The organism is Microvirgula curvata (assembly GCF_054781615.1).
This window is the reverse complement of the sequence record NZ_BAAGUB010000010.1, coordinates 180,151-203,662: the sequence shown is the minus strand read 5'-3', so window position 1 is coordinate 203,662 and position 23,512 is coordinate 180,151. Positions and strand designations below refer to the sequence as shown.

Sequence of the window (23,512 nt, the reverse complement as noted above, 5' to 3'; positions counted from 1 at the left end):
GAATTATTATCAGCTATACCGGACCGGGTCTGTCAAGCTGTAAATGAGAACTGTTTTCAACATTGACACGGGCACGTGCCAAGAATCCGTTAAGAATCGACAAGTAAGGTGAGTTTCATTCTCACTTCCCCGATCGACTGAAGGATTCATGATGAAAAAATTCGCCCTGGCCGCGGTGGCTCTGTCCACCCTGACTGCGCTGGCGCACGCCGAGGCCGTGACCGTGTACACCGCCCGCAACGAGCAGCTCATCAAGCCCCTGTTCGATGCCTACACCAGGGAGACCGGGGTCGAGGTCAGGTTCGTCACCGACAAGGAAGGTCCGCTGATGGAGCGGCTGAAGGCCGAGGGCAAAAACACGCCGGCCGACATGCTGATGACGGTCGATGCCGGCAACCTGTGGCAGGCCGCGCATGAAGGCCTGCTGAAGCCGGTCGCATCGAAGACGCTGGACGCCAATGTGCCGGCCCACCTGCGTGATCCGAAGGGGCAGTGGTACGGGCTGTCGGTGCGCGCCCGCACCATGTTCTACAACACGCAGAAGGTGAAGCCGGCCGACCTGTCGACCTACGAGAACCTGGCCGATCCGAAGTGGAAGGGCCGGCTGTGCCTGCGCACGTCGAAGAAGGTCTACAACCAGTCGCTGGTGGCGACGATGATCGCCGAACACGGTGCGGCCAGGACCGAGAAGATCGTCAGGGGCTGGGTGGCCAACCTGGCCACGGCGCCGTTCCCGGACGACACCAGGATGCTGGAGGCGATTGCGGCCGGCCAGTGTGATGTCGGCATTGCCAACACCTACTACTACGGCCGTCTGATGGAGAAGCAGCCCAGGCTGCCGCTGGGCCTCTTCTGGGCCAACCAGAAGACCTCCGGCACCCACGTGAACGTGTCCGGCGCCGGCGTGACTGCACATGCGAAAAACGAGAAGGGTGCGCTGAAGCTGCTCGAATGGCTGTCCGGCCCGCAGGCGCAGAACCTGTACGCCGACAAGAACATGGAATACCCGGTCAACCCGAAGGTGAAGCCGGACCCGGCCGTGGCCGCCTGGGGCGATTTCAAGCACAACTACGTGAATGTGTCCAAGGCCGGTGAGCTGCAGGCCGAGGCGGTCAAGCTGATGGATCGTGCCGGGTATCGCTGATTCATTTTCTGCCTGATTCCCGAAACCGCCCCCGGGCGGTTTTTCCCGTTCCCGCTTGTCTGAATCGATCCGATGCCGTTCTCCTTTTCCGTCCGGCGCTGGCAGTGGCTGGCCGGGCTGCTGTCGCTGGTCACGCTGCTGCCCCTCGCCGTGATCCTGTCGTCGTTTACCACCATCGACCGGGACATCTGGTCGCACCTCGGTGAGTTCGTGCTGCCGCGCCTGCTGGGCAATACCGCGATCCTGCTCGGCGGCGTCGGTGCCGGGGTGCTGCTGCTTGGCGTGCCGCTGGCATGGCTGGTGGCGGTGCACGATTTCCCCGGCCGGCGCTTCTTTGCCTGGGCGCTGATGCTGCCGATGGCGATGCCGGCCTATGTGCTGGCCTTCGCGATGGTCGGCCTGCTGGACTTTACCGGCCCGCTGCAGACGCAGCTGCGCGAGCTGGCCGGCGGTCCGGTCCGGTTTCCGCCGATCCGTTCCATCGGCGGCGTGGTGCTGGTCATGAGCCTGGCGCTGTACCCGTATGTGTACCTGCTGGCCCGCAATGCGTTCGCGACCCAGGGCCGGCGCGCGCTCGAGGCCGCCGCTTCGCTGGGACTGGACCGCCGGCGCGGTTTCCGGCGCGTGGCGCTGCCGATGGCGCGGCCGTGGATCATTGGCGGGCTGTCGCTGGCGCTGATGGAAACGCTGGCCGATTTCGGCACCGTGGCAGTGTTCAACGTCGATACCTTTACCACCGCCATCTACAAGGCGTGGTTTTCGCTGTTCTCGCTGTCGTCCGCCGCGCAACTGGCATCACTGCTGATTCTGGCGGTGTTTCTGCTGGTCTGGCTCGAACAGCATGCACGCGGCCGGCGCGCCTATGCCGCGCGCGCGGCGACACCGCTGCGCCGCCTCCGGCTGGGCGGTGCACGCGGCTGGGGGGCGGCGCTGTGGGCCGGCACGGTACTGGGCGTCGCCTTTGTCGTGCCGTTCGTGCAATTGCTGCTGTGGGCGTACGAGGTCGCCGCCGCTGACCTCGATGCCCGTTACTGGCAGTTCACGCTGAATTCAGTCGTGCTGGCCGGGCTCGGCGCGACCATGGTGCTGCTGCTGGCCCTGCTGCTCGGTTATGCGCAGCGTCGCGACCGCAGCTGGCCGACCCGGTTGCTGGTGCGGCTGGCCACGCTCGGTTATGCGGTGCCGGGCACGGTGCTCGCGGTCGGCGTGTTCGTGCCGGTTGCCTGGCTGGACAATGTGCTGATCGATCACGTCCCGGCGCTGGCCGGGCAGACGGCCGTGTTCAAGGGCACGCTGGTGGTGATGCTGCTGGCACTGGCGGCACGCTTTTGCGCGGTCGGCTTCTCGCCGGTGGAAAGCGCGTTCCAGCGCGTGCCGCCCAGCCAGGAAGAGTCTGCCCGCCTGCTTGGCGTGCGCGGGATGGCGCTGTTCCGGCGGCTGTATCTGCCGCAATTGTCCGGCGGCGTACTGGTTGCGCTGCTGATGGTGTTCGTCGACATCATGAAGGAAATGCCGATCACGCTGATGACGAGGCCATTTGGCTGGGACACGCTGGCGGTGCGGGTATTCGAGATGACCAGTGAAGGGGAATGGGAGCGGGCCGCATTGCCGTCCGTTGCCATTGTGCTGGTGGGGCTGGCGCCGGTGTTGTTGCTGGCCAGGGAACGGCGGCTGCAGGGCAGCCGTCCGGACAAGGGGAATGAATCACATGAATGAGACAGACGCATTGCCGCTGCTCGACGTCGATCGACTCAGCGTGCGCTATGGTGACGCCCCGGTGGTTGACCGGCTGTCGTTTTCGCTGGCTGCCGGCGAGATCGGCTGCCTGCTCGGGGCGTCCGGCTGCGGCAAGACCACGGTGCTGCGCGCCATTGCCGGCTTTGAACCACTGTCGGCCGGCGAGATCCGGGTCGACGGGACGGTTTTTTCCCGGGCCGGCTACCAGATGGCCGCGCACCGGCGCGGCATCGGCATGGTGTTCCAGGACTATGCGCTGTTTCCGCACCTGACCGTGGCCGGCAATGTCGGCTTCGGCCTGGAGGCGCTGGCCGACGGCGCGCGCCGGGAGCGGGTGGCCGGCCTGCTGGAGCTGGTCGGCCTGGCCGGGCGCGACGCGGTCTATCCGCACGAACTGTCCGGTGGACAGCAGCAGCGGGTGGCCCTGGCGCGTGCGCTGGCGCCGCGGCCCCGCCTGCTGCTGCTGGACGAACCGTTTTCCAATCTGGACGTGATGCTGCGCGAAACCCTGGGTCAGGAGGTGCGGCAGATCCTCAAGCGCGAGAACGTGGCTGCGGTGCTGGTCACGCATGACCAGCGCGAGGCTTTTGCCATTGCCGATCGGGTCGGGGTGATGCGCGGCGGCAGGATTGAACAATGGGCCACGCCGTATGCGCTGTACCACGAGCCGGCCACGCGCTTTGTCGCCGATTTCGTCGGCGAGGGCGCACTGCTGGCCGGGGTGATGGCGGCGGATGGCCGGGTTGATGTTGGCGATGGCATCGACTGCCACGGCAGCGAGGCGCTGCCGGCCGGTGCCGCGGTCGATGTGCTGTTGCGTCCGGATGACGTGGTGATTGATCCGGCGGCCGCGCTGCGGGCGGAAGTGGTGTCGCGGGTATTCCGCGGGGCCGAGTTCCTGTACGCGCTGCGCCTGCCTTCCGGACGGGAACTGCTGTCGCTGATGCCGAGCCACGCCCGCCACGAGCCGGGCGAGCAGGTCGGCTTCCGGCTCGATGTCCAGGGTGTGGCCCTGTTTCCGCGCACCGGGGAATGATGTCTCAGTGCTGACACAGCCGCCGTTTCAGCCCGGAACCGATGCCCCCTTGTCGGCGTCGATATCGGCCTCGTCGTCGGGATCGTCGCCGGTGCCGAGCTGGTGCTTGTCCAGCAGCCGGTACAGTGTGGCGCGGGAAATGCCCAGGTTCTGCGCCGCGAGCGAATAGTTGTAACGGCACAGCGTCAGCGTCCGCTGCAGCGCGCCGCGTTCGGCCAGACCCCGGACCTCGTCCAGGGTCTGCCAGGCAATTTCCGGCACGATCTTGTCGTCGATGCCCATGTCCAGCGGCGTGACCTGGCGGCCGGCCGACATGACCGCCCCCTGATAGACCCGGTTCTGCAGCTCGCGCACATTGCCGGGCCAGGTGTAGCGCTGCATCGCCGTCAGTGCTTCGCTGGCAAAGCGCTTGGGCGGCAGTTTCTGCCGGGCAACACAGCTGGTCAGAAAGCGTTCGGCCAGCGGGATGATGTCTTCCTGCCGTTCGCGCAGCGGCGGAATGCGCAGATTGCAGACGTTCAGCCGATAGAACAGGTCGTCGCGGAAGTTGCCGGCGGCAATGGCCAGCGGCAGGTTGACGTGGGTGGCGGAGATGACGCGCACATCGACTTCCTTGCTGACGGCGGAACCGACCCGCTCGATCGTGCCTTCCTGCAGAAAGCGCAACAGGTTGGCCTGCAGGTCGCGCGCCAGGTCACCAATCTCGTCGAGAAACAGCGTGCCGGTATCGGCGGCCTCGATGCGGCCGATCTTGCGCTGGTTGGCGCCGGTAAAGGCGCCGCGCTCATAACCGAACAGCTCGGACTGGATCAGCGTGCCGGGAATGGCTGCGCAGTTGACTGCGACGAACGGGCCGCCCTTGCGCGGTGACATCTCGTGCAGCAGCCGGGCCACCATCTCCTTGCCGGTCCCCGACTCGCCGGTGATCATCGCGCTGATGCCGGTCGAGGCGACTTTGCGGATATCGTCCTTCAGCTTGCGCATATTGGCGCACTGACCGATGAAATCGGCGTATTCGAGCGTCTGCGGCTCGACCTGCTCCCCCCCGTTCTGGTTCAGCAGCGCCCGGCCATAGGCCCGGCCCAGGGTGACCAGCAGGCGTTCGGGATCATAGGGCAGGGTGTGGTAATCGTAGAACCACTCGTACAGCAGCGTCTGCCAGGCCGGCAGGTCGATCAGCCGGCGCGGTACTGCCGCAATCCAGTCGATCTGCGTTTCCGCCAGCGCCGCGCGCAGCGGTGGCGCCAGGTGGTGACCGGTCAGCGTGTCATCCAGGCGGAACAGGCCGACTGCCGGTTTGAACTGCCTGCACACCTGGGCCAGCCGGTCCGGGTGGTTCTCCGTCTGGACTTCCCAGCCGTGCTTTTTCAGCAGGGTGGCGATACGGGTTGTTTCCGCACAAGCATTGGCTATGAGGATGCGTTTTTTCTGCACTTTCTTTTACCCCTGTGTACCGCATGGTGACCTTCTTTCGCGGCCCCCCTCACGGATATAAGGGATAGAAGGCATTCCCGCCTGCAATTTGTCTCGTCATTGAGACAGACGGTCAGGAATGACGAGCGGCAATGGCGCTTTCCGCCTGTCGGTCCGGCACGGCAAACGCGCTGGACATTTGGCGTTTTCTGTACATCCAGAATATGCGAGGGGCAATAAAACCGGGCATGTCGTCAGGTGAGCGGCCGATTGTGCCAACGGCAGGTGAAGGCGGGTGGCGGCCCGCGCGGCGAACTGACTCAGAATCGAGACACTGCCAGTGACGGGCGGTACCGGTTTTTTTTCATGTTTTTCATTTTTAAATTAAAACCGTTAAAAAACAACGCATTAACAGATTTTTACATGTAGGCATGACTCTTGCCATCCTGGTGACGTTCCCGCTTGGGGACGCAATGCAATTCGACTCACCAGGAGAAGGTAATGAAGAAACTCGCTCTCGCCGCCGCCATCGCCATGGCATTTGCCGCCCCGGCCGCCCTGGCCGCCGTTACCGTGGACGGCAATGCGCTGGCCGGTGGCTCTGCCGCAACCGGCGGCAGTACGGCCAATACGGATTCCGGGAATACGATCAATCACAGCAGCGCGTCCAGCAGTTCCGACAGCTCGACCACCACCAGGGTCGGCGCGTCCAAGGGCGGGGTGGCCGCAAACGGCGGCAATGCGACCGCCGATTCGGGCAACACCAGCAACTCCGGCAACACCTCGACCAAGACCAGTACCTATACCGACAGCTCGACCACCACCAGGGTCGGTGCGTCCAAGGGCGGGGTGGCGGCCAACGGTGGCAATGCGACGGCCGATTCGGGCAATACCAGCGATTCGGGCAATACGTCGACCAGGACCAACTCGTCGGTCAACACCTCTGCCTCCAAGGGCGGTGCTGCTGCCAACGGCGGCAATGCGACGGCCGATTCGGGCAATACCAGCGATTCGGGCAATACCTCGACCAGGACCAGCGTCAGCGCGTCCAAGGGCGGGGTGGCGTCCAATGGCGGCAATGCGACGGCGGACTCGAACAACACGTCGACCAGGACCACGGTCAGCGCCAGCAAGGGTGGCAATGCGGCCAATGACGGCAGCAACGCCTATTCCGACTCCAACAACACCAGCAACCTGGCACTGTCGACGACCCGCAATACGACCAAGGACTCGTACAACACGACGACGACGACCGACAGCCACAACAAGACCTACACCAACACCTGGATTGCCACCGACCTGAGCGCGGCGACGTCCAATGTGTCGGTGTCGGGCACCGGCTTCCACAGCACGGGCGTACCTTCCATGTTGACCGGCAACAACAGCATCGACCAGGGCGCGTTCGGCAGCACGGCCGGCATCGCCCAGGTGTCGCTGAACTCCGGCCTCAGTGCCGTGGTGCAGCAGTCGGTGAATGTGCTGGCGCCGGTGACGGCGAAGTGATTGCGCTTGTTCCATGAAGTGAAAAAGGTATCGGGCACCCGTTGCCCGATACCTGCATGCAGAAAGGAACAGGCAATGAACCGAATATTCAAGACGCTTCCGGTTGCGCTCGCCTTGCTCGGGGCGGCGGCCCGGGCCGAACCGCCTGCACCACCACCGGCCGATGCACAGCAGGTGGTGCTGCATGGTGCAACCATGCTTGCGGACCTGGACGGTCAGGCCGGGCAGGCGGCCAACCGGGCAGACATGATCAGCTTTGTCGGCCAGCGTGCCGATCTGGAGGCCAGTGTCGGCAACGGCACCTTCAACGGCGTGAGCACCGGGGTGAACCTGATGGCCGGGGGCGCGCTGTCCGGCCTGAACGGCATCGGCACCGTAGTGCAGAACTCCGGCAACCAGGTGGTGATACAGAACTCCACCATTCTCAACGTCTCCCTGTTCTGAAGGAGCGGTGTGTGAACCTGCATCCGCTTCTGCTGTGCGCCGCCCTGGCGGCGCCTTTTTTCCCGTTGCCGGCGCAGGCCGACGACATGGGGGCGCCGCTGGGCAGCCTTGGCGTGTTCCACGTCAGGGTGGAAAGCCTGAAGGAGCGGGCATTCCGCTCGACCGTGCGGCAGCGCTATGACTTCAGTTGCGGGTCGGCGGCGCTGGCGACGCTGCTGAACTTTCACTACGGCACGCCGACGCGGGAAGAAGACACGTTCGCCGCCATGTACCGCACCGGCGACCAGGCGAAGATCCAGCGCGTCGGCTTTTCCATGGCGGACATGAAACGCTATCTGGATGCGCGCGGTTTTCAGGCCAACGGTTTCAAGGTCGGGCTGGATGACTTTGCCCAGGCCGGCATCCCTGCCATCGTGCTGATCAACAACGGTGGCTACCGGCATTTCGTCGTGGTCAAGGGGATCAGCGCCAGCCGGGTGCTGATCGGTGATCCGGCGCTGGGCACGCGCACCCTGACCCGGCCCGAGTTCGAGGCGAACTGGGGCGGAGTGGTGTTCGTGATCCTGAACCGGAAGGAACAGGGGCAGCGCAGCTTCAACCGCGACCCCGAATGGCGGGTCCGGGAACCGGCGCCGCTGTCGGCCGCGCGCTACGACCCCGCGTTCGCCAATGTGACCTGGCTGCGACCGCCCGCCACGGATTTCTGAATGGAGACGACATGAAACGGATTTTGTGGATGGCGCTGTGCTGTCTGCCGCTGTCCCCGGCACTGGCGGCAGCACCGGCGCCGGCTGACGACACGGTGGTGCTCGCCCGTGGCGAGGCGGTACCGATGCCGGAGCTGGACACCCTGCGCGGCGGCTATGCCGTGCCGGGCGGGACGGTCATGTCGTTCGGCATCAGCCAGGCGGTGTATATCGATGGCCAGCTGGCGAGCCTGCAGAGCCTGAATATTGCCGATGTCGGCAAGGCCGTGTCGCAGGCCGGTGCGGTCAGTGCCGGGCTGACGTCGCTGGCGCTGTCCGGCGGTTCGCTGTCGACCGGCATGACCAATGTGGTGCAGAGCATGCTGCCGACCGTGGTGACGGTGCAGAACAGCGTCGACGGCCGGCTGATCCAGACCCTGACCACACTGAACCTGTCTGCTCCGAGCCTCAGCGCATTCAATGCATTGCAACTGGGGCGGAATCTCCAGCAGGCCACGCTGGGATCGGTGCTGCGCTGAGGCATTGCCGTCATCAGGCTGTCGTCATGTTTGTCTTTTCTTGCCAGGCAGATTGCCGTTTATCGGCAACATCGCATGCCTCGCACCCGGTTAACGCATCCGGCATTGGCTATCGCGCTGTCCTCACCTTTAATGGAATCACCCGCAAACGGTCCCGCTGGCGGCCCAGCCTTCCTGGCCTGCGGTGATTCCGGTCATGAACCGGCGAAAGGGAACTCGTGCCAGCAAAACGGAAAACCCTCTGCCTGGCGATCGCGGGGCTGCTGGTCTCGGCGTCGGCGCAGTCGGCCACCCCCCCGAAAAAGACCGCGAACAGCAGCCTGGAAGCGCGGCTCAACGCCATGCAGAAACAACTCGACGACTGGCAGTCCTATCGTCGCAATACGGAACAGCAACTGGCCGATCAGCGCCAGCGCATTCAGGAGCTGGAGTCCCGGCTCAATGTGCAGCCGTCCGGGGCGGTCGCTGCTGCCGTGCCGGCACCGAATGTCAGCGCCAGTCCGGGCGGTCCGGTGGTTACGCCGGCACCGGATGCGATCGGCGCCACGGTAGCCAGCGCTTCGCCGCCGGCGCCCGATGTGACGGCCAGCCCCGGCGGCGCCGAAGTGACGCCGGCCCGTCCGGCGATCACGTCCACGCCCTCGTCGACCAACCCGGCGACCGAGGCGCGCACCCAGGCCGTTGCCCAGAATCTCGATGTGCCCGGCGTGCTGACGCCGCGCGGCAGCTTCGTGTTCGAGCCGTCGCTGCAGTACACCTACACCAGTTCCGACCGTGTGGCCCTGATCGGCTACACCATCATCCCGGCCATCACCATCGGCCTGATCGATATCCGCCAGGTCAACCGTTCAGCCTTCGTGCTCGGCCTGACCGGCCGTTACGGCATCACCAACCGGCTGGAAATCGAAGGTCGCATACCGTACGTGTACCAGACTGAGGATTCGATCCAGCGCCCGCTGGCGACCGGCAGTTCGCACGACAGCGTGTTCAACACGACCGGCAATGGCATCGGCGACATGGAACTGGCGCTGCGCTACCAGTTGAACCAGCCGGTCGACGGCAGTCCGTATTACATCGGCAGTCTGCGGGTCAAGTCGACGACCGGCAAGGGGCCGTTCGATGTCAGCTATGTGACCGATACCACCAAGGGCATCGACTATCAGACCGAACTGGCAACCGGTTCCGGCTTCTGGAGCTACCAGCTGGGGCTGTCGGCCATCCTGCCGTCCGATCCGGCCGTGTTCTTCGGCTCGGTGAATTACACCTGGAACCAGAAGACCAGCGTCAACCAGAACCGCTGCGTGCGCTACCGCAGCGACGCGAACGACACCTCGGTGTGCAGCGCCACCTATATCAAGGACTTCGACCCGGGCGACGTGATCGGCTTCAATATCGGCATGGGGATCGCCATCAACGACCGCTCGTCGTTCAGCCTTGCCTACGACCACAACGTGGTACTGAAGAGCAAGGTCAACGGCCAGACGCCCGAGGATGCGTACACCGCCCAGATCGGCATGCTGCAGCTCGGCTACGCCTACCGGCTGACCAAGTCGACAGCGGTCAACCTGACGCTTGGCGTGGGGGTGACCCGGGACTCGCCGGATGTCCAGCTGACGCTGCGCGCGCCGATTTCGTTCTAGCGCGGTGCCTGCAGGGCTTCGCGCTGCAGGGTGACGATCTCGCGGATGCCCTGTTCGGCCAGCGCCATCAGCCGGTCCATCTCGGTCCGCGAGAACGGGGCGCCTTCGGCCGTGCCCTGGATTTCGACAAAGCCACCGGCACCGGTCATGACGACATTCATGTCGGTGTCGCAGGCCGAGTCCTCTTCGTAATCGAGGTCGAGCACCGGCGTGCCGTCGACGATGCCGACCGACACGGCGGCGACGGCGTCACGCAGCGGGGAGGCTGTCAGTGCCCCTCTGGTGATCAGGCCGGCAATGGCATCCGCCAGCGCGACATAGGCACCGGAGATGCTGGCGGTACGGGTGCCGCCATCGGCCTGGAGCACATCGCAGTCAATCAGGATCTGCCGTTCGCCGAGCGCGGCGAGATCGACCACGGCGCGCAGGCTGCGACCGATCAGGCGCTGGATTTCCTGGGTGCGGCCCGACTGCTTGCCGGCGGCCGCTTCGCGGCGCATGCGGGAATGGGTCGAACGGGGCAGCATGCCGTACTCGGCCGTGACCCAGCCGCGTCCCTTGCCCTTCAGGAAGCCCGGTACCGATTCCTCGACCGAGGCAGTGCACAGGACCCTGGTATCACCGAACTCGACCAGCACCGAGCCTTCGGCATGGCGGGTGTAGTGGCGGGTAAAGCGGATCGGGCGCAATGCCTCGGCCGTTCGTTGGGAGGGGCGCATGGGGGACATCCTTGGTTCTTTCGACAAGGCGGCATTGTAGCCCGGCGGGCGCATGTCATGCCGTCGTCACGCTCGGCTTATACAGTGCCGGCATTATCAAGAGGCGAGCGGATGGTGACGATGTCAAAGGCTTCCCTGGTGTATTCTCCTGCGGACCGGTTGCCGGACTGGCTGGCGGGGGATGCGCTGTCGGCGGAATTGGGGGCCATTCTGCAGCACCGGCGCCTGACGGCCGTGTATCAACCGATCGTCGAGCTGGCTGACGGGCGGATCTTTGCGCATGAAGGACTGATCCGGGGGCCGGCGACCAGCGTGCTGGCCCAGCCGACCGACCTGTTCGCCGCGGCGGAAACCGGCGGGCGCCTGCTTGAACTCGACCGGCTCTGCCTTGATGTCATGCTGGCCGGCGTGGCGGCCTGCGGCCGGACCGGAAAATGGTTCGTCAATGTCTGTCCGGACAGCATCCTCGCAGGACGCGGCAGGCCGGAAGCCTGCCTGCGCGCGCTGGCGGCCCGCGGCATGCGGCCGGAAGATATTGTCATAGAGTTGACCGAATCGCGCCCGTCCGGTCACTATGATCATTTGCGCAGCCAGTTGCGTCGCTATCGCGACATGGGCTTCGGGCTTGCCCTCGATGACCTCGGCGAGGGCTTTTCCAGCCTGCGCCTGTGGGCTGAATTGCAGCCCGATTTCGTCAAACTGGACAAATTCTTTGTCCGCGGCATTCATCAGGACCCGGTCCGGCAGCGCTTTGCCGCCGCGGTGGCCGACATTGCCGCAGCAACCGGCGCGCGCGTCATTGCCGAGGGCATCGAAACCTTCGACGAGCTGGAACCGCTGTACCGCTACGGTATCGGGCTGGGCCAGGGCTATCTGTTTGGCCGGCCCGAAGCCGTTCCGCTCGGCGCCATCGAACGGGAGACCAGAGACCGTATGACCACCTATGCTCCGATGACCGCTTCGCCCGCGCGGGCCACGGCCGGGGAACTGCTGATCGAAGTCCCGACCCTGCCACCCGCCGCACTGAACGAGCAGGCCTATCAGCTGTTCAACGCCGACAGCGACTGCTTTGCCATTCCGGTGGTCGATGGCGGCCAGCCGGTTGGCCTGCTGCGTCGCCACCATGTGCTGGAGACCTTTGCCAGGCCATTCAGCCGCGAGCTGTACAGCAAGAAATCCTGCATGCAGATGATGGACGCCGACCCGCTGGTGGTCGATCGTCGCATGAGCCTCGAGGCCCTGTCGGCGCGCGTGGTCGCCGCCGACCGGCGCTATCTGGTCGACGGTTTCATCATCACCGACGAAGGCCGCTATCTGGGCATGGGCACCGGCTTCGACCTGATGCGGCGCATGACCGAAATGCAGATCTCGGCCGCACGCTATGCGAACCCGCTGACCGGCCTGCCCGGCAATGTGCCGATCAACGAAACCATCGACCAGTTGCTGGCCGACAATGCCCGCTTCGTCATTGCCTATTGCGATCTCGACCACTTCAAGCCGTTCAACGACCTGTACGGCTATCACAAGGGTGACGAACTGATCCAGCTGGCCGGCAGCACGCTGGTGGAGGCCGCTGATGGCCGCTGCGATTTTGTCGGCCATATCGGCGGCGACGATTTCATCATGCTGATGCGCAGTGTCGACTGGCAGCCCCGGCTGGAACGGGTGCTGGTCGCGTTCGACGACGGTGCCCGGGCCTTTTTCAGGCCGGGCCATCGCGAGGCCGGGGGCTATGTGCTGCCGGGCCGGACCGGCGATGCGGCGTTCTTCCCGCTGACCTGCATGTCGATCGGTGCGGTCAAGGTCGAACCGGGCCAGTATGCGAGCCACCACGAGCTGTCGGCCGCCGCCGCCGATGCCAAGCATATCGCCAAGAAGACCCCCGGACGCAGCCTGTTCGTCGAGCGCCGCGTGCCGGCCTGAATGCACGATGCCGGCTTGCGCCGGCATCGTGGGGGGCGGTGCGCCTGCTGGCGCGAACTATCGCCGGGTGGTCTCGTGGCCGATCACGCCGCCGATGGCGGCACCGCCCAGCGTGCCGACCGTGCTGCCGCCAGTCAGCACCGCGCCGGCCACGCCACCGATCGCTGCCCCTGCCGCCGTATTGCGCTGACGCTTGTTCATGTCGGCGCAGCCGGTACTCAGAATGGCAGCAAGCAGCAAGGTAATCGGAATCAGGGTGCGTTTCATGACAGGGTTCTCCTTGGTATTTCCTAATGGCAATGGCGTTATATTTACCAGCAATCACGACGATTCCCAATGCTGGCCGGCGACAAACCTGTAAACAAGTGTTTTGAACTGTAAATACCCTGCCCGCACGGCATGATTAATGACGTAATCATGACCGTTCGCCGGGAAAATGAAAAAACGGAATCATCTGGCGTTAAAGCATCTGGAATAAAATGTGTCATCTATCGTTTTAATCGAACCGAGGAGAGCTTATGTCGGTCCTGGTCAGAATCTGGGATGTGCCAACCCGTCTGTTCCACTGGTCGCTGGTCGTGCTGTTCTGTGCCATGTGGTTTACCGGTACACAGGGCGGCGAATGGCTGCAGTACCACATCTGGGCCGGCTACGGCATCGCCACCCTGGTGCTGTTCCGGCTGATCTGGGGCCTGCTGGGCAGCCAGACCTCGCGCTTCACATTCTTCATCCGCGGTCCGCGCGCCATCATCGGCTATCTGCGCGGCACGCTGCCCGAAGAGCAGGTGCCGGGCCACAACCCGCTGGGCGCGCTGATGGTGCTGCTGATGCTGGCGCTGCTGGCGACCCAGATCACCCTGGGTTTCTTTGCCGCCGACGTCGACAGCTATTCGTATGACGGCCCGCTGGCCCATCTGATCGACAGCGATCTGGCCGAGAGCATCACCGGCTGGCACAAGCTGCTGTTCAACGTGCTGCTGGGCGCCGTCGGGCTGCACCTGAGCGCAATCGCGTTCTATGCGCTGGCCAGGAAGCGCAACCTGGTCCGGCCGATGCTGACCGGTGACCAGCGCTTCGAGCGTGAAGTCGGCAAGCTGGAATTCATCCCGACCGTGATCGCCATGGTGACGCTGGTGGTGTCGGCCGGTGCGATCTATACGCTGGTGACGCGCTTGTAAGCACTGCCGGAGCGAAGCGGACGACACGGACCACTTATCCCGGTAAGCGGTCCGTTTTTCATGGATAAAACGTGCAAGCCGCCTGATGCAGGCCGGTGCCCGGACCGGCCGGCTGTCGTGTTTTGGCAACAGCAGGCCGGGGCGACCGCAGGGCCGGGAACGGCAAAAAGGCCGGCGCTGTCCAGGTTTTCCACGCGTTTTCAGCGCTTTTTCAGCGGCGGGCGCTTTCCGTCCGCCGGCGTTCATTCTGACCGTCCGTCTGCCGCCTGCCGGGGGCCGGAAAAAAAAACCGGGCACACAAAGCCTTGCGGGGCGGGGCTTTCGCTGCTGCCAATGTCCGACCCCAGAATCTACATCTAGTGTCAAGACTTGAATGCATAGCGACATCTAGTAGAATTCAACGCAAATGACCGAACACGTTGCACCGCCGTCCCCGTCCGGGGAGCACGGCGGTTTTTCATGGCGGGCCGGGCTTGCAGCCCGGGCCCCGCGCGCTACAGATGGGAACCCGATCGTGATCCACGAGAAACTCGCACTCCTGCCCGAGCAAGACATCTCCCGCGAAGTCCTGCTGGAAAAATATGCCAAGGGCGACGAACAGAACGTCGCTGATGTACGCCGCCGCGTGGCCGGCGCGCTGGCCGGCATCGAGAAGAACCCGGCCGAGCATGCCGACCGCTTCTTCTGGGCACTGGAGCAGGGTTTCATCCCCGGCGGGCGCATCAACTCTGCTGCCGGGACCGACCTGGCCGCCACGCTGATCAACTGCTTCGTGCAGCCGGTCGGCGACTCGGTCAGCGAGTTGCGCGACGGCAAGGTCGGCATCTACGAAGCCCTGCTGCAGGCGGCGGAAACCATGCGCCGTGGCGGCGGCGTCGGCTACAACTTCAGCCGCATCCGGCCGAAGGGCGCCCGGGTCAAGGGCACCAACAGCCGCGCGTCCGGCCCGGTGTCGTACATGCGCGTGTTCGACCGCAGCTGCGAGACGGTCGAGTCGGCCGGTGCCCGTCGAGGCGCGCAGATGGGCGTGCTCGACTGCGACCACCCGGATATCGAGGCGTTCATCCACGCCAAGGACCAGGGCGACCTGCGCAATTTCAATATCTCGGTCGGCGTGTCCGATGCGTTCATGGAAGCGGTGGAAGCCGACGGCCAGTGGGAGCTGGTGCACAAGGAAGAGCCCGACCGCCGCGAGTTCGCCGATGCCTATCTGCGCGAGGATGGCCGCTGGGTCTATCGTGCGGTCCGGGCCCGCGACCTGTGGCAGCAGATCATGATGTCGACCTATGACCACGCCGAGCCGGGCGTGCTGTTCATGTCCAAGATCAACCGCGACAACAACCTCAGCTACTGCGAAGTCATCGAGTCGACCAACCCGTGCGGTGAGCAGCCGCTGCCGGACTATGGTTGCTGCGACCTCGGCTCGATCAACCTGACCCGCTTCGTGCGCGAGCCGTTCTCGGGCAAGGCCACCTTTGATTTCGGTCTGTTCGAGCAGGTGGTCGCACAGTCGGTGCGCATGCTCGACAACGTGCTCGACCTGACGGTCTGGCCGCTGCCGGAACAGAAGCGCGAAGCGCAGAACAAGCGCCGCATTGGCCTGGGCTACACCGGCATGGGCGATGCGCTGATCATGCTGACCATGAAGTACAGTTCGGATGCCGGCCGCGCCTTTGCCGCCCGGGTCTCGGAATGCATGCGCAACGCCGCCTACGCCGCATCGGTCGACCTCGCCATCGAGAAGGGTGCCTTCCCGCTGTTCGAGGCCGACAAGTACCTGGCCGAACCGCATTGCGCCAGCCGCCTGCCGAAGGAGCTCAAGGCCCGGATCAAGAAGCACGGCATCCGCAACTCGCACCTGTTGTCGATCGCACCGACCGGTACCATCTCGCTCGCCTTTGCCGACAACGCCAGCAATGGCATCGAGCCGCCGTTCAGCTGGTTCTATACCCGCAAGAAGCGCATGGCCGACGGTTCGCAGCAGGAATACCGGGTCGAGGATCACGCCTATCGCGTCTATCGCGAACTCGGCGGCGATATCGACAACCTGCCGGAGTACTTCGAGTCGGCGCTGTCGATGAGCGCACTCGATCACATGCGCATGGTGGCGTCGATCGCGCCGTATATCGATACCGCGATCTCCAAGACCGTCAACGTGCCGGCCGACTATCCGTTCGCCGACTTTGAAAGCCTGTACCTGGAAGCCTGGCGTGCCGGCCTGAAGGGCATCACCACCTACCGGCCGAACAGCGTGCTGGGTTCGGTGCTGTCGATCGAGCCGACCAATGCGTCGCCGGCCGACATCGTCCAGTCGCCGGATGATCCCGATCGCCGCATCGCGCTGAACGCGGCGCCGCAACCGGCGCTGGCCTCGCTGAAGTGGCCGAACCGGCCGAAGCTCAAGGGCGGCAATCCGGGCTGGACCTATATGGTCGAGCACCCGAGCGGCGACTTTGCCGTGTTTGTCGGCCATATCGAAAACGGCCACACCCAGCCGTTCGAGGTGTGGGTCAATGGCGCGGAACAGCCGCGCGGCCTTGGCGCGGTTGCCAAGACCCTGTCGATGGACATGCGCTCGCTCGATCGCGCCTGGCTGACCACCAAGCTCGACGCGCTGGCCAAGACCTTTGACGACAAGCATTACGCGCTGGAACTCGGCAGCGACACCATTCACGCAACCAGCGCCAGCTCGGTGCTGGCGCAGGTGGTGCGCCATCGCGTCGTCGAGCTGGGCGCGCTGACGGCCGTTGCCGGCGAAGCCACGCCGGTGATGGACGCGCTGTTCGCCAAGAAGGAACCGAAGTCCGGCGTTGACGGCACCATGAGCTGGTCGGTCGATGTGGTCAACCCGGCCACTGATGACGACTTCGTGCTGTTCCTGAAGGAACTGGTGCTGCCGAACGGTCAGCGCCGCCCGTTCTCGGTCTGGCTGGCCGGCAGTTACCCGCGCGAGCTCGACGGCCTGTGCAAGCTGCTGAGCCTGGACATGCGCGTGATCGATCCGGCCTGGATCGGCATGAAGCTGCGCAAGCTGCTGACCTATGCCGAACCGCAGGGCGACTTCTTCGCCCGCCTGCCGGGCAGCGAGAAGTCGCAGAGCTGGCCGTCGACCGTCGCCTATATTGCGCGGCTGATGATCCACCGCTTTGCCATGCTCGGCGTGCTGAACGAGGACGGCTATCCGCTGGAGGAAATGGGCGTGATGGTGCCGGAGCAGGGCGAGCTGTTCGAGTCGCTGTCCACCCACACCACGCCGACCGCCGGGCGCAAGTGCCCGGAATGCGGCAACCACGCCGTGATCAAGAAGGACGGCTGCGAGTTCTGCACCGCCTGCGGCCATATCGGCAGCTGCGGCTGAGAGGAACGGAGACCGCCGCCGCCGTGTTGCATGTGAACGGCACAGGCGGCCACGTGTCTGTGCTGCATTGCTGCTGATAGTCTGACCTGATGCCCCGCGATCCCTGATCGCGGGGCATTTTCATGCCTGCTGCCGGGTGCGGGAGTCCCGCACGACGGGGGGTGAAGCAATTCCTTGTTGCTATTTTCAAGATCATTTCTATGCTTTCTTCATATTTGCAGTGAATACGATGATCCTGACATAACAAGGAGTGACACACCCATGACCGAAAAAATCTCTGCCATCCAGCAGTACATGAACGGGCTTGCCACCGGTGTAAGCCTGCCAAGGATCCAGGGTGAAGAACGCCTGACCGCGGCGGGCAGCCTGACCGACTACACCTTCGAGTACCTCAAGGCCGATCTCAGCTACGGTCCGGCCGAGTACCCGACCAGCGGTGTCTATGGCGGTGTGCTGCCGCCGTGGTTCAACCGCCTCGATACCATCCCTGCCGACTGGCAGTGGACCAGTGCCGATCTGGCTGCCAGCCAGAAGCGGGGCGGGCAGGTGGTCGCCGAGCAGGCCAGTATCGAGGCCAGGGTGCCCGGGCAGAGCTATACCGGGACGGCCGCCGAACAGATCCGGCAGCGCTACACCAAGGGGATCTGGGATGAGGCTACCTTCAGCCAGGGGTATGTGGACCGCCTGACCCAGAACTGGATCGCCGATGACGCCGAGTTCGCCCGCCAGCGTCTGGGCGGTGCCAACCCCAATGTCATTGCCCGTTATGTGGGTACCGCTGCGGCCATCGCCCAGTGGGTGCAGGGCGCCAAGGGCAGCAAGGACGCGCAGGCGCTGACCCGGCAACTCCAGGCGGCGGTCAATGCGAATACGCTGTTTGTCTGTGACTACCAGATTGCTCTGGGCAACGCGGTACGCCAGCAACTGGTACGTTCGGGTCAGTGGCTGACCTCGCCGCTGGTCTATTTTGTGGTCGACGGCGGCAAACTGCTGCCCGTGGCCATCCAGCTGACGCCGGGCGCCTATATCTTTACCCCCGGTGACGATGCCAACAGCTGGCTGCTGGCCAAGCTGTGGGTGGGCAATGCCGATGCCCAGTGGTGGTTCAGTGGCACCCACCTCTACAACACCCACACCGTGGTGATGCAGTTCGGTACCGCGGCCCTCAATCTGCTGGAGCAGGGCCAGCTTCCGGCAACACATCCGATCCTGAAGCTGCTTCAGCCACATCTGAAAAAAGTCTTCAACATCAATAATCTGGTCTACAGCGCCGATGGCTCCGGCCTCTATCAGTCGGGCCAGTTCTGTGACCAGTTCCTGCCCACCGGCCGCATCGGGCTCTACGACATCATCAGCAGCCTGTTCAGCTCCTACAGCCTCGATGATGCCTCGTTCCCCAACCAGCTCAAGCTGCGTGGCATCGATCAGGCGACCCTGCCGGTTTCCTTCCCTTACCGCGACGATGGCCAGGTCTGGTGGGATGCCATCGAGAACTTCGTGAGCGAGGTGGTGGATGCCAGCTATGCCAGCGACGCGGCCGTGGCCCAGGATCAGCCGCTCAATGCCTGGATGAGCAAGGTCTCCGCGGCTTTCAATCAGCCTGGCGGCACGGCCCGGTTTACCTGGCAGCCCACCAGGGCATATCTGAAACAGCTCGCGACGAACCTGTTCTTTATCGGGTCGATACAGCACACGGCAATCAATAACAGCATGCTGCCGGGCCTGGGTTTCCTGCCCAACGCTGCTCTTGCCATGACTGCTCCGCCGCCCGTCGCGCCGGGCGTCAGTGACGAGCAACTGCTGGCTGCGCTGCCCGACCCGAAGGCGGTCACGGACGGCCATGTGGCCTGGCCGATCCAGAACCAGATTGCCTTCGTCATGAACGGCACCTCGGAGGTGGACGATCTGGTGGCGGGCGATGGCAGCGAAGCCTCGCTCCAGGCGACGTACGGCTATCCGGCAGGATCGGCCCAGGCCCAGGCGGTGCACAACTTCCATGCGGCGGTCTGGGGTTCCGGCCCGGCCTCGGTGCAGTCGAACATCCAGTCCCGGCAGAAGGCGCGCGTCAACGCCTACAAGGAGGCCAATCCACAGGCCGCCACCGTGCCGAACAGCGTGGGCTACTTCTATCTCACCGTGTCGGCGCCGTCTGCCCAGTCCGCCGAACTGAATTCGGCGGCCATGAGCTGCATCCAGATCTGAATCGGCCTGGCTGCTGACCCCGTTCCGGGAGGCCGCCGTCAGGCGGCATCCCGTCCCATTTCATAAAAGACTGAACCATGCTCAAAAGCTTTCTGATGTCCGGCGCCAGCCAGAAGCGGGAATTCGACCCCGTGTCCCAGGCTGGCCAACCGCTGCGCTCCCTCCTGGCTGCCGCCACCGGCAGCACGGAAACCATCGCCAGCTATCTCAACAAGCGGCTGGTGGAAATCGGCTGCAAATATGTGCAGGCCATTCCCGGCGACTATATCGCCCCCTGGGTGGAGACCCTCGATGACCCCGGCATCAATGAGGGTCTGGTGCGGGTGCACCCGAACAACGAAATGCTCGCCACCTATGCCGCCGATGGCTATGGCCGCGCACTGAGCGGACAGACGGTGGGCTGTGTGGCCTTCACCTACGGCGTGGGCTCGCTGAACGCCGTGCAGGCCATGGCCGGTGCCTATGTCGAGAACGTGCCGCTGGTAATGATCAACGGCACCCCGTCCCAGGCCCAGTTCAATTCGCAGCGCGACCAGGGGGTGCTGTGGCACCACATGTTCGATGGTGCGCACACCGATCTGCGCGTCCTGCGGGAAGTGACGGCCATGGCGGTGAGCCTCGACAACCCGGCCACGGCGCCCGATCTGATCGATGCCGCGCTCACCACCTGCATTACCGAAAGTCGTCCGGTCTATATCGAGATGGCGGTGGGGCTCCAGGCCTATCCCTGCGTGGCCGTGGACGGCCGCCCGCCGTTGCGTCCCTCGCCGCTGCCGCAAAACGCCGTCTCGCTGCTCAGTGCGGTGAACATGGTGCTGGCCTCGCTCCAGAATGCGAAGAAGCTGGTGGTGATCGGCGGCGTGGAAATCGCGCGCGGCGGGCTGCAGGCGCAGTTTGTCGAGCTGCTGAAAGCCCTGAAAGCCCCCTATCTGTCGGACCTGCTGGGCAAGAGCATCCTCAGCGAATACCGTGAAGACGTGCAGTTCTCGGGCGTCTACAACGGCCGCAACTCACAGCAGAACGTGCAGGACCTGGTGCGCTCGGCGGACATGATTTTCATGCTTGGCGTGCGCGAGACCGACTTCAACTTCTCGGGGGTGGCCTCGGCCGATTACAGTCCCAATTCGGCGGCCGGTCTGCCGCTGCCGCTGATTGGCCAGATCGAGGCCCGTCTGGGCGCCGTGATGATCAACAGTTTCGCCAGCCCGGAGACCGAAGGCGAGCTCTACTGGGGCGATATCCAGCTCGGCCCGTTCATGGAGGCACTGACGGCGGCGGTAAAGGGGCTGCAGCCGGACGGGCAGCTCAATGGCGTGGCCACCTTCCCCCGCCTGCAGGGCAGCCCGTGGGAGATTCCCGCCCCCAATACCTATCCGGCTGGTGACCAGATTACCTGGGACAGCTTCAAGTCCCTGCTTCACCACCAGTTCCTGACGGCGCTGCCGGAAGACCAGGCGCCCATTCTGCTGGCCGATACCGGGCTGACTTTCTATTCGCTGAACAACGTGAAAGTTCCGGAAAGCGGCTATATCGCCCAGCTCGCCTGGGGGGCCATCGGCTATGCGCCGGGGGCCGTGAGCGGCGTCAAGCTGGCGCTGGAGACCAGGGGCATCAAGCGCCGGGTGATTGCCGTGTGCGGTGACGGGGCATTTGCCGAAAGCGCCAACGCCCTCGGCCAGCTGGCCGAGCTGGGGCAGGATTGCGTGGTGTTCGTGATGGCCAACGGGGTGTTCGCCATCGAGCAGTTCCTGGTCAATGTTCAGGCCTACGCCACCCCGCCCACGGTGAAGTTTGTCGACCTTGCCCAGGTGCAGCAAACCTCGCTGTGGGACTGGCCGAGCCTGGCCAGGGGATTTGGCGGCGTGGGTTACGAAGTGGTGAGCAACCAGCAGCTTCAGGACGTACTGGCCACGCTGCGCACCAGCACGCCGCCGCCGGCACTGCCGCACGGACCGTGCACCGGCGGTACTCCGGGCGATGGGTGCCCGCAATTCGAGCACGGCGGGGCCCGGCCACCATCCCCCTCCACCTTCACGCTGGTGGCGGTCCGCAATGTGGGCCGCGACCTGCCTTCCAACACGCGCTGGAAGCTGAAGTAGCAATCCTGCCGCCGGGCCATCTCCGCATTTCTCCGTGGCCTGGCGGTTTCTTTTGCGTGCTCCAAGCAACAGGACGACTTTCCGATGACTGAAAATAGCGTGAAATACACCGTCAGCCTGAACCCCGGCCGGCACGAGATGGCAGTGGAGCTCTCCCTGAGCGGGCCGTGCGCCCGGGGCGATATCCCGCTCAATATCCCCACCTGGGTGCCCGGCGATTACAGCTTTGACACCTACGCCCGCGATCTCTTCGACCTGCGTGCCGTCAATCCGCAAACCGGCGCGGCCCTTGCCGTCGAACGCAATGGCTGGCAGGGCTTCGTGGTGCGGGGCGCCGACGGTGCCGCCACCATCACTTACACGGCCAGCGCCTATTGCACTGATTTTGGCGAGCCCTGCGGCATCCTCGACGACGAGTACGCCATCCTGCTGGGCACCCGCTATCTGTTCACCCCCCTGCATTCGGGGCCTTGCCAGGTCCGCTATCTGCTGCCGGATGGCTGGACCCGCATCCACCATCCGTCCGGGGCCAGGGCGCTGGCGGACAACACCTGGGAATATCCCGACTACGAAATCCTGCTCGATACCCCGGTCGCCCTCGGCAAGTTCGACCTGATCGAGAAGACGGTGCACGGCACACCCATCTACAGCCTGTTTGTCGATCGCGGCATCGGTTTTCCGCAGAAGGCGGAAGCCTTCGCCAGCCAGCTGGCCGAGGTGGCCCGGCAGTGTTTCGCCATTTTCGGCTCTTTCCCCTTCAGCGATTACACCTTCATCATGAGCCTCAACCCCGACGCGGAATGGGGGCTGGAGCATCTGACCAGTACCATGTGCGGACTGGGACCCAGTGTCTTCATTCTGCCGGACCAGACGGCGCATGGCGTGCGGGTCTGCGCCCACGAGATGTTCCATGCCTGGAACGTGCGCCGCCTGCGTCCCGCGCCGCTCAAGGATCTGCAGCACCAGCTTTCCTGCGGCTGCTTCACCGAGGGGCTGTGGGTGGCCGAGGGCTTTACCCGCTATTACGAGTATCTGCTCAGCACCCGCGCCGGCGCCTATACGCCCGGGCAGTTCTTCAGCGCCGTGATGGGCTATTACAACCATCTCACCGTGCAGCCGGCCTATCAGCGGGTCAGCGGGGTGGATTCCTCGCTGGCCACCTATCTGAACCACAGCAAGTATGCGGGTCGGGTCAACAATTCCATCGATTACTACGATAAGGGCATGCTGATTGCCTTCGAGGCCGATGTCGCGCTGCGCCTGCGGGCCGGCAGCTCCCTCGACGAGGCGTTTTCCGCCTTCTATCGGGAGTATGTCGACGGTGGCCCCGGCTATCCGGGCTACACCACCGGGGACGTGATTGCCTTCTTCGAGAGCCGGTTGCCCGGTCTGGGGGCGCAGATGGAGGCGGGGGCGGCCCACCCGGGCGGGCTTGCGGTGCCGCGTTTCCTGGAAAATCTGGGCTTCAGGCTGGAGGCCACGCCCGGCAACTATCTGGGGCTGGTGTTCCTCAATGACCTCGGGCCCACAATCTACAACGTGGCCGATACCAGCCCGGCCGGGCAGAGCGGCATTGCCGCCGGCGATGAAATCACTGCCATTGATGGCTATGCCTTCAGCGGCGACGCCCTGAAATGGGTGGCGGCGCAAACCGCGCCGGTGACGCTGACCGTGCGGCGCGGGCATCGCCTGCTGTCCTTTACCCTTGCCCCGGTCCCGCTGGAGCCCGTCCTGTTTACCTCGATGCGCTGGCAGGGCAGTGCCGGGCAGGCTGCACAGATCGCCAGCTGGCTGGGGCAGGCGTTCGACCCCGGTCAGGGCGAGCTGTTCAGCTTCGACTTCTACGAAAACTTCCACGGCATCGAAACCATGATCTGAGTCCGGGCGCCGG

The 23,512-nt window shown here is 64.6% G+C and carries 17 protein-coding genes; 14 read left to right on the top strand and 3 right to left on the bottom strand.

Annotated elements, in window-relative coordinates:
- Window positions 1-148: 148 nt before the first annotated feature.
- The 3 genes from ACYVG8_RS05585 to ACYVG8_RS05575 all read left to right on the top strand — a co-directional run bounded on the left by ACYVG8_RS05585 (window position 149) and on the right by ACYVG8_RS05575 (window position 3,917).
- Window positions 149-1,144 (top strand): Fe(3+) ABC transporter substrate-binding protein, encoded by a 996-nt coding sequence (locus tag ACYVG8_RS05585; protein ID WP_199489736.1) that lies wholly within the window; start codon window positions 149-151, stop codon window positions 1,142-1,144.
- A 72-nt stretch (window positions 1,145-1,216) separates the two neighbouring features.
- The gene (locus tag ACYVG8_RS05580; protein ID WP_107889496.1) at window positions 1,217-2,860 is read left to right on the top strand and encodes an ABC transporter permease; all 1,644 of its coding nucleotides are present in this window, start codon (window positions 1,217-1,219) and stop codon (window positions 2,858-2,860) included.
- Window positions 2,853-3,917, top strand: coding sequence for an ABC transporter ATP-binding protein (locus ACYVG8_RS05575; RefSeq protein ID WP_036386556.1), 1,065 nt, complete (start codon window positions 2,853-2,855; stop codon window positions 3,915-3,917). Before ACYVG8_RS05580 ends, ACYVG8_RS05575 begins: the two co-directional genes overlap by 8 nt.
- Before the next feature lie 27 nt (window positions 3,918-3,944).
- On the opposite strand, the gene ACYVG8_RS05570 is transcribed toward ACYVG8_RS05575, so the two are convergent.
- Window positions 3,945-5,351, bottom strand: a complete 1,407-nt coding sequence (locus tag ACYVG8_RS05570) for a sigma-54 dependent transcriptional regulator (RefSeq protein ID WP_051529002.1) — start codon at window positions 5,349-5,351, stop codon at window positions 3,945-3,947.
- Window positions 5,352-5,831: 480 nt separating this feature from the next.
- Here ACYVG8_RS05570 and ACYVG8_RS05565 point away from each other — a divergent pair, with 480 nt between their 5' ends.
- The 5 genes from ACYVG8_RS05565 (at window position 5,832) to ACYVG8_RS05545 (ending at window position 10,142) form a co-directional block, all read left to right on the top strand.
- The gene (locus ACYVG8_RS05565) at window positions 5,832-6,833 is read left to right on the top strand and encodes a hypothetical protein (protein ID WP_028500056.1); all 1,002 of its coding nucleotides are present in this window, start codon (window positions 5,832-5,834) and stop codon (window positions 6,831-6,833) included.
- Window positions 6,834-6,908: 75 nt separating this feature from the next.
- Entirely contained in the window at window positions 6,909-7,277 is a 369-nt protein-coding gene (locus ACYVG8_RS05560; protein ID WP_460745135.1) for a hypothetical protein, read from the top strand.
- Between the two features lie 11 nt (window positions 7,278-7,288).
- The gene (locus ACYVG8_RS05555) at window positions 7,289-7,984 is read left to right on the top strand and encodes a C39 family peptidase (RefSeq protein WP_051529003.1); all 696 of its coding nucleotides are present in this window, start codon (window positions 7,289-7,291) and stop codon (window positions 7,982-7,984) included.
- Window positions 7,985-7,995: 11 nt separating this feature from the next.
- Window positions 7,996-8,502: a hypothetical protein gene (locus ACYVG8_RS05550; RefSeq protein WP_146745009.1), complete on the top strand. Its 507-nt coding sequence runs from the start codon at window positions 7,996-7,998 to the stop codon at window positions 8,500-8,502.
- 218 nt (window positions 8,503-8,720) lie between these two features.
- A complete protein-coding gene (locus ACYVG8_RS05545) occupies window positions 8,721-10,142 on the top strand; it encodes a hypothetical protein (RefSeq protein ID WP_460745134.1) in 1,422 nt (473 codons plus the stop codon).
- Here ACYVG8_RS05545 and rph read toward each other — a convergent pair.
- Window positions 10,139-10,861, bottom strand: coding sequence for a ribonuclease PH (gene rph, locus ACYVG8_RS05540; RefSeq protein WP_460745133.1), 723 nt, complete (start codon window positions 10,859-10,861; stop codon window positions 10,139-10,141). The genes ACYVG8_RS05545 and rph overlap by 4 nt on opposite strands.
- 120 nt (window positions 10,862-10,981) lie before the next feature.
- Between rph and ACYVG8_RS05535 the strand changes: the two genes are divergently transcribed.
- Window positions 10,982-12,784: a GGDEF domain-containing protein gene (locus ACYVG8_RS05535; protein WP_460745132.1), complete on the top strand. Its 1,803-nt coding sequence runs from the start codon at window positions 10,982-10,984 to the stop codon at window positions 12,782-12,784.
- Between the two features lie 57 nt (window positions 12,785-12,841).
- Here the strand turns inward: ACYVG8_RS05535 and ACYVG8_RS05530 are convergent, their stop codons facing one another.
- Window positions 12,842-13,051, bottom strand: coding sequence for a glycine zipper 2TM domain-containing protein (locus ACYVG8_RS05530; RefSeq protein WP_028500061.1), 210 nt, complete (start codon window positions 13,049-13,051; stop codon window positions 12,842-12,844).
- Between the two features lie 251 nt (window positions 13,052-13,302).
- Between ACYVG8_RS05530 and ACYVG8_RS05525 the strand changes: the two genes are divergently transcribed.
- From ACYVG8_RS05525 to ACYVG8_RS05505, 5 genes are all read left to right on the top strand, one after another.
- A complete protein-coding gene (locus ACYVG8_RS05525; protein WP_028500062.1) occupies window positions 13,303-13,962 on the top strand; it encodes a cytochrome b/b6 domain-containing protein in 660 nt (219 codons plus the stop codon).
- 514 nt (window positions 13,963-14,476) lie between these two features.
- A complete protein-coding gene (locus tag ACYVG8_RS05520) occupies window positions 14,477-17,320 on the top strand; it encodes an adenosylcobalamin-dependent ribonucleoside-diphosphate reductase (protein ID WP_028500063.1) in 2,844 nt (947 codons plus the stop codon).
- A gap of 261 nt (window positions 17,321-17,581) precedes the next feature.
- The gene (locus tag ACYVG8_RS05515) at window positions 17,582-19,522 is read left to right on the top strand and encodes a lipoxygenase family protein (protein ID WP_460745131.1); all 1,941 of its coding nucleotides are present in this window, start codon (window positions 17,582-17,584) and stop codon (window positions 19,520-19,522) included.
- A 77-nt stretch (window positions 19,523-19,599) separates the two neighbouring features.
- Window positions 19,600-21,621: a thiamine pyrophosphate-binding protein gene (locus tag ACYVG8_RS05510; RefSeq protein ID WP_028500065.1), complete on the top strand. Its 2,022-nt coding sequence runs from the start codon at window positions 19,600-19,602 to the stop codon at window positions 21,619-21,621.
- Window positions 21,622-21,705: 84 nt separating this feature from the next.
- On the top strand, window positions 21,706-23,499 hold the full coding sequence (locus tag ACYVG8_RS05505; RefSeq protein ID WP_107889502.1) for a M61 family metallopeptidase: 1,794 nt from the start codon (window positions 21,706-21,708) through the stop codon (window positions 23,497-23,499).
- Window positions 23,500-23,512 lie beyond the last annotated feature (13 nt).

What these genes read in the sequence shown, in the direction of transcription:
- ACYVG8_RS05585 (WP_199489736.1), top strand. Translation starts at nt 149, where the DNA reads ATGATGAAAAAATTCGCCCTGGCCGCGGTGGCTCTGTCCACCCTGACT.
- ACYVG8_RS05580 (WP_107889496.1), top strand. Translation starts at nt 1,217, where the DNA reads ATGCCGTTCTCCTTTTCCGTCCGGCGCTGGCAGTGGCTGGCCGGGCTG.
- ACYVG8_RS05575 (WP_036386556.1), top strand. Translation starts at nt 2,853, where the DNA reads ATGAATGAGACAGACGCATTGCCGCTGCTCGACGTCGATCGACTCAGC.
- ACYVG8_RS05565 (WP_028500056.1), top strand. Translation starts at nt 5,832, where the DNA reads ATGAAGAAACTCGCTCTCGCCGCCGCCATCGCCATGGCATTTGCCGCC.
- ACYVG8_RS05560 (WP_460745135.1), top strand. Translation starts at nt 6,909, where the DNA reads ATGAACCGAATATTCAAGACGCTTCCGGTTGCGCTCGCCTTGCTCGGG.
- ACYVG8_RS05550 (WP_146745009.1), top strand. Translation starts at nt 7,996, where the DNA reads ATGAAACGGATTTTGTGGATGGCGCTGTGCTGTCTGCCGCTGTCCCCG.
- rph (WP_460745133.1), bottom strand. Translation starts at nt 10,861, where the DNA reads ATGCGCCCCTCCCAACGAACGGCCGAGGCATTGCGCCCGATCCGCTTT.
- ACYVG8_RS05535 (WP_460745132.1), top strand. Translation starts at nt 10,982, where the DNA reads ATGTCAAAGGCTTCCCTGGTGTATTCTCCTGCGGACCGGTTGCCGGAC.
- ACYVG8_RS05530 (WP_028500061.1), bottom strand. Translation starts at nt 13,051, where the DNA reads ATGAAACGCACCCTGATTCCGATTACCTTGCTGCTTGCTGCCATTCTG.
- ACYVG8_RS05525 (WP_028500062.1), top strand. Translation starts at nt 13,303, where the DNA reads ATGTCGGTCCTGGTCAGAATCTGGGATGTGCCAACCCGTCTGTTCCAC.
- ACYVG8_RS05515 (WP_460745131.1), top strand. Translation starts at nt 17,582, where the DNA reads ATGACCGAAAAAATCTCTGCCATCCAGCAGTACATGAACGGGCTTGCC.
- ACYVG8_RS05510 (WP_028500065.1), top strand. Translation starts at nt 19,600, where the DNA reads ATGCTCAAAAGCTTTCTGATGTCCGGCGCCAGCCAGAAGCGGGAATTC.
- ACYVG8_RS05505 (WP_107889502.1), top strand. Translation starts at nt 21,706, where the DNA reads ATGACTGAAAATAGCGTGAAATACACCGTCAGCCTGAACCCCGGCCGG.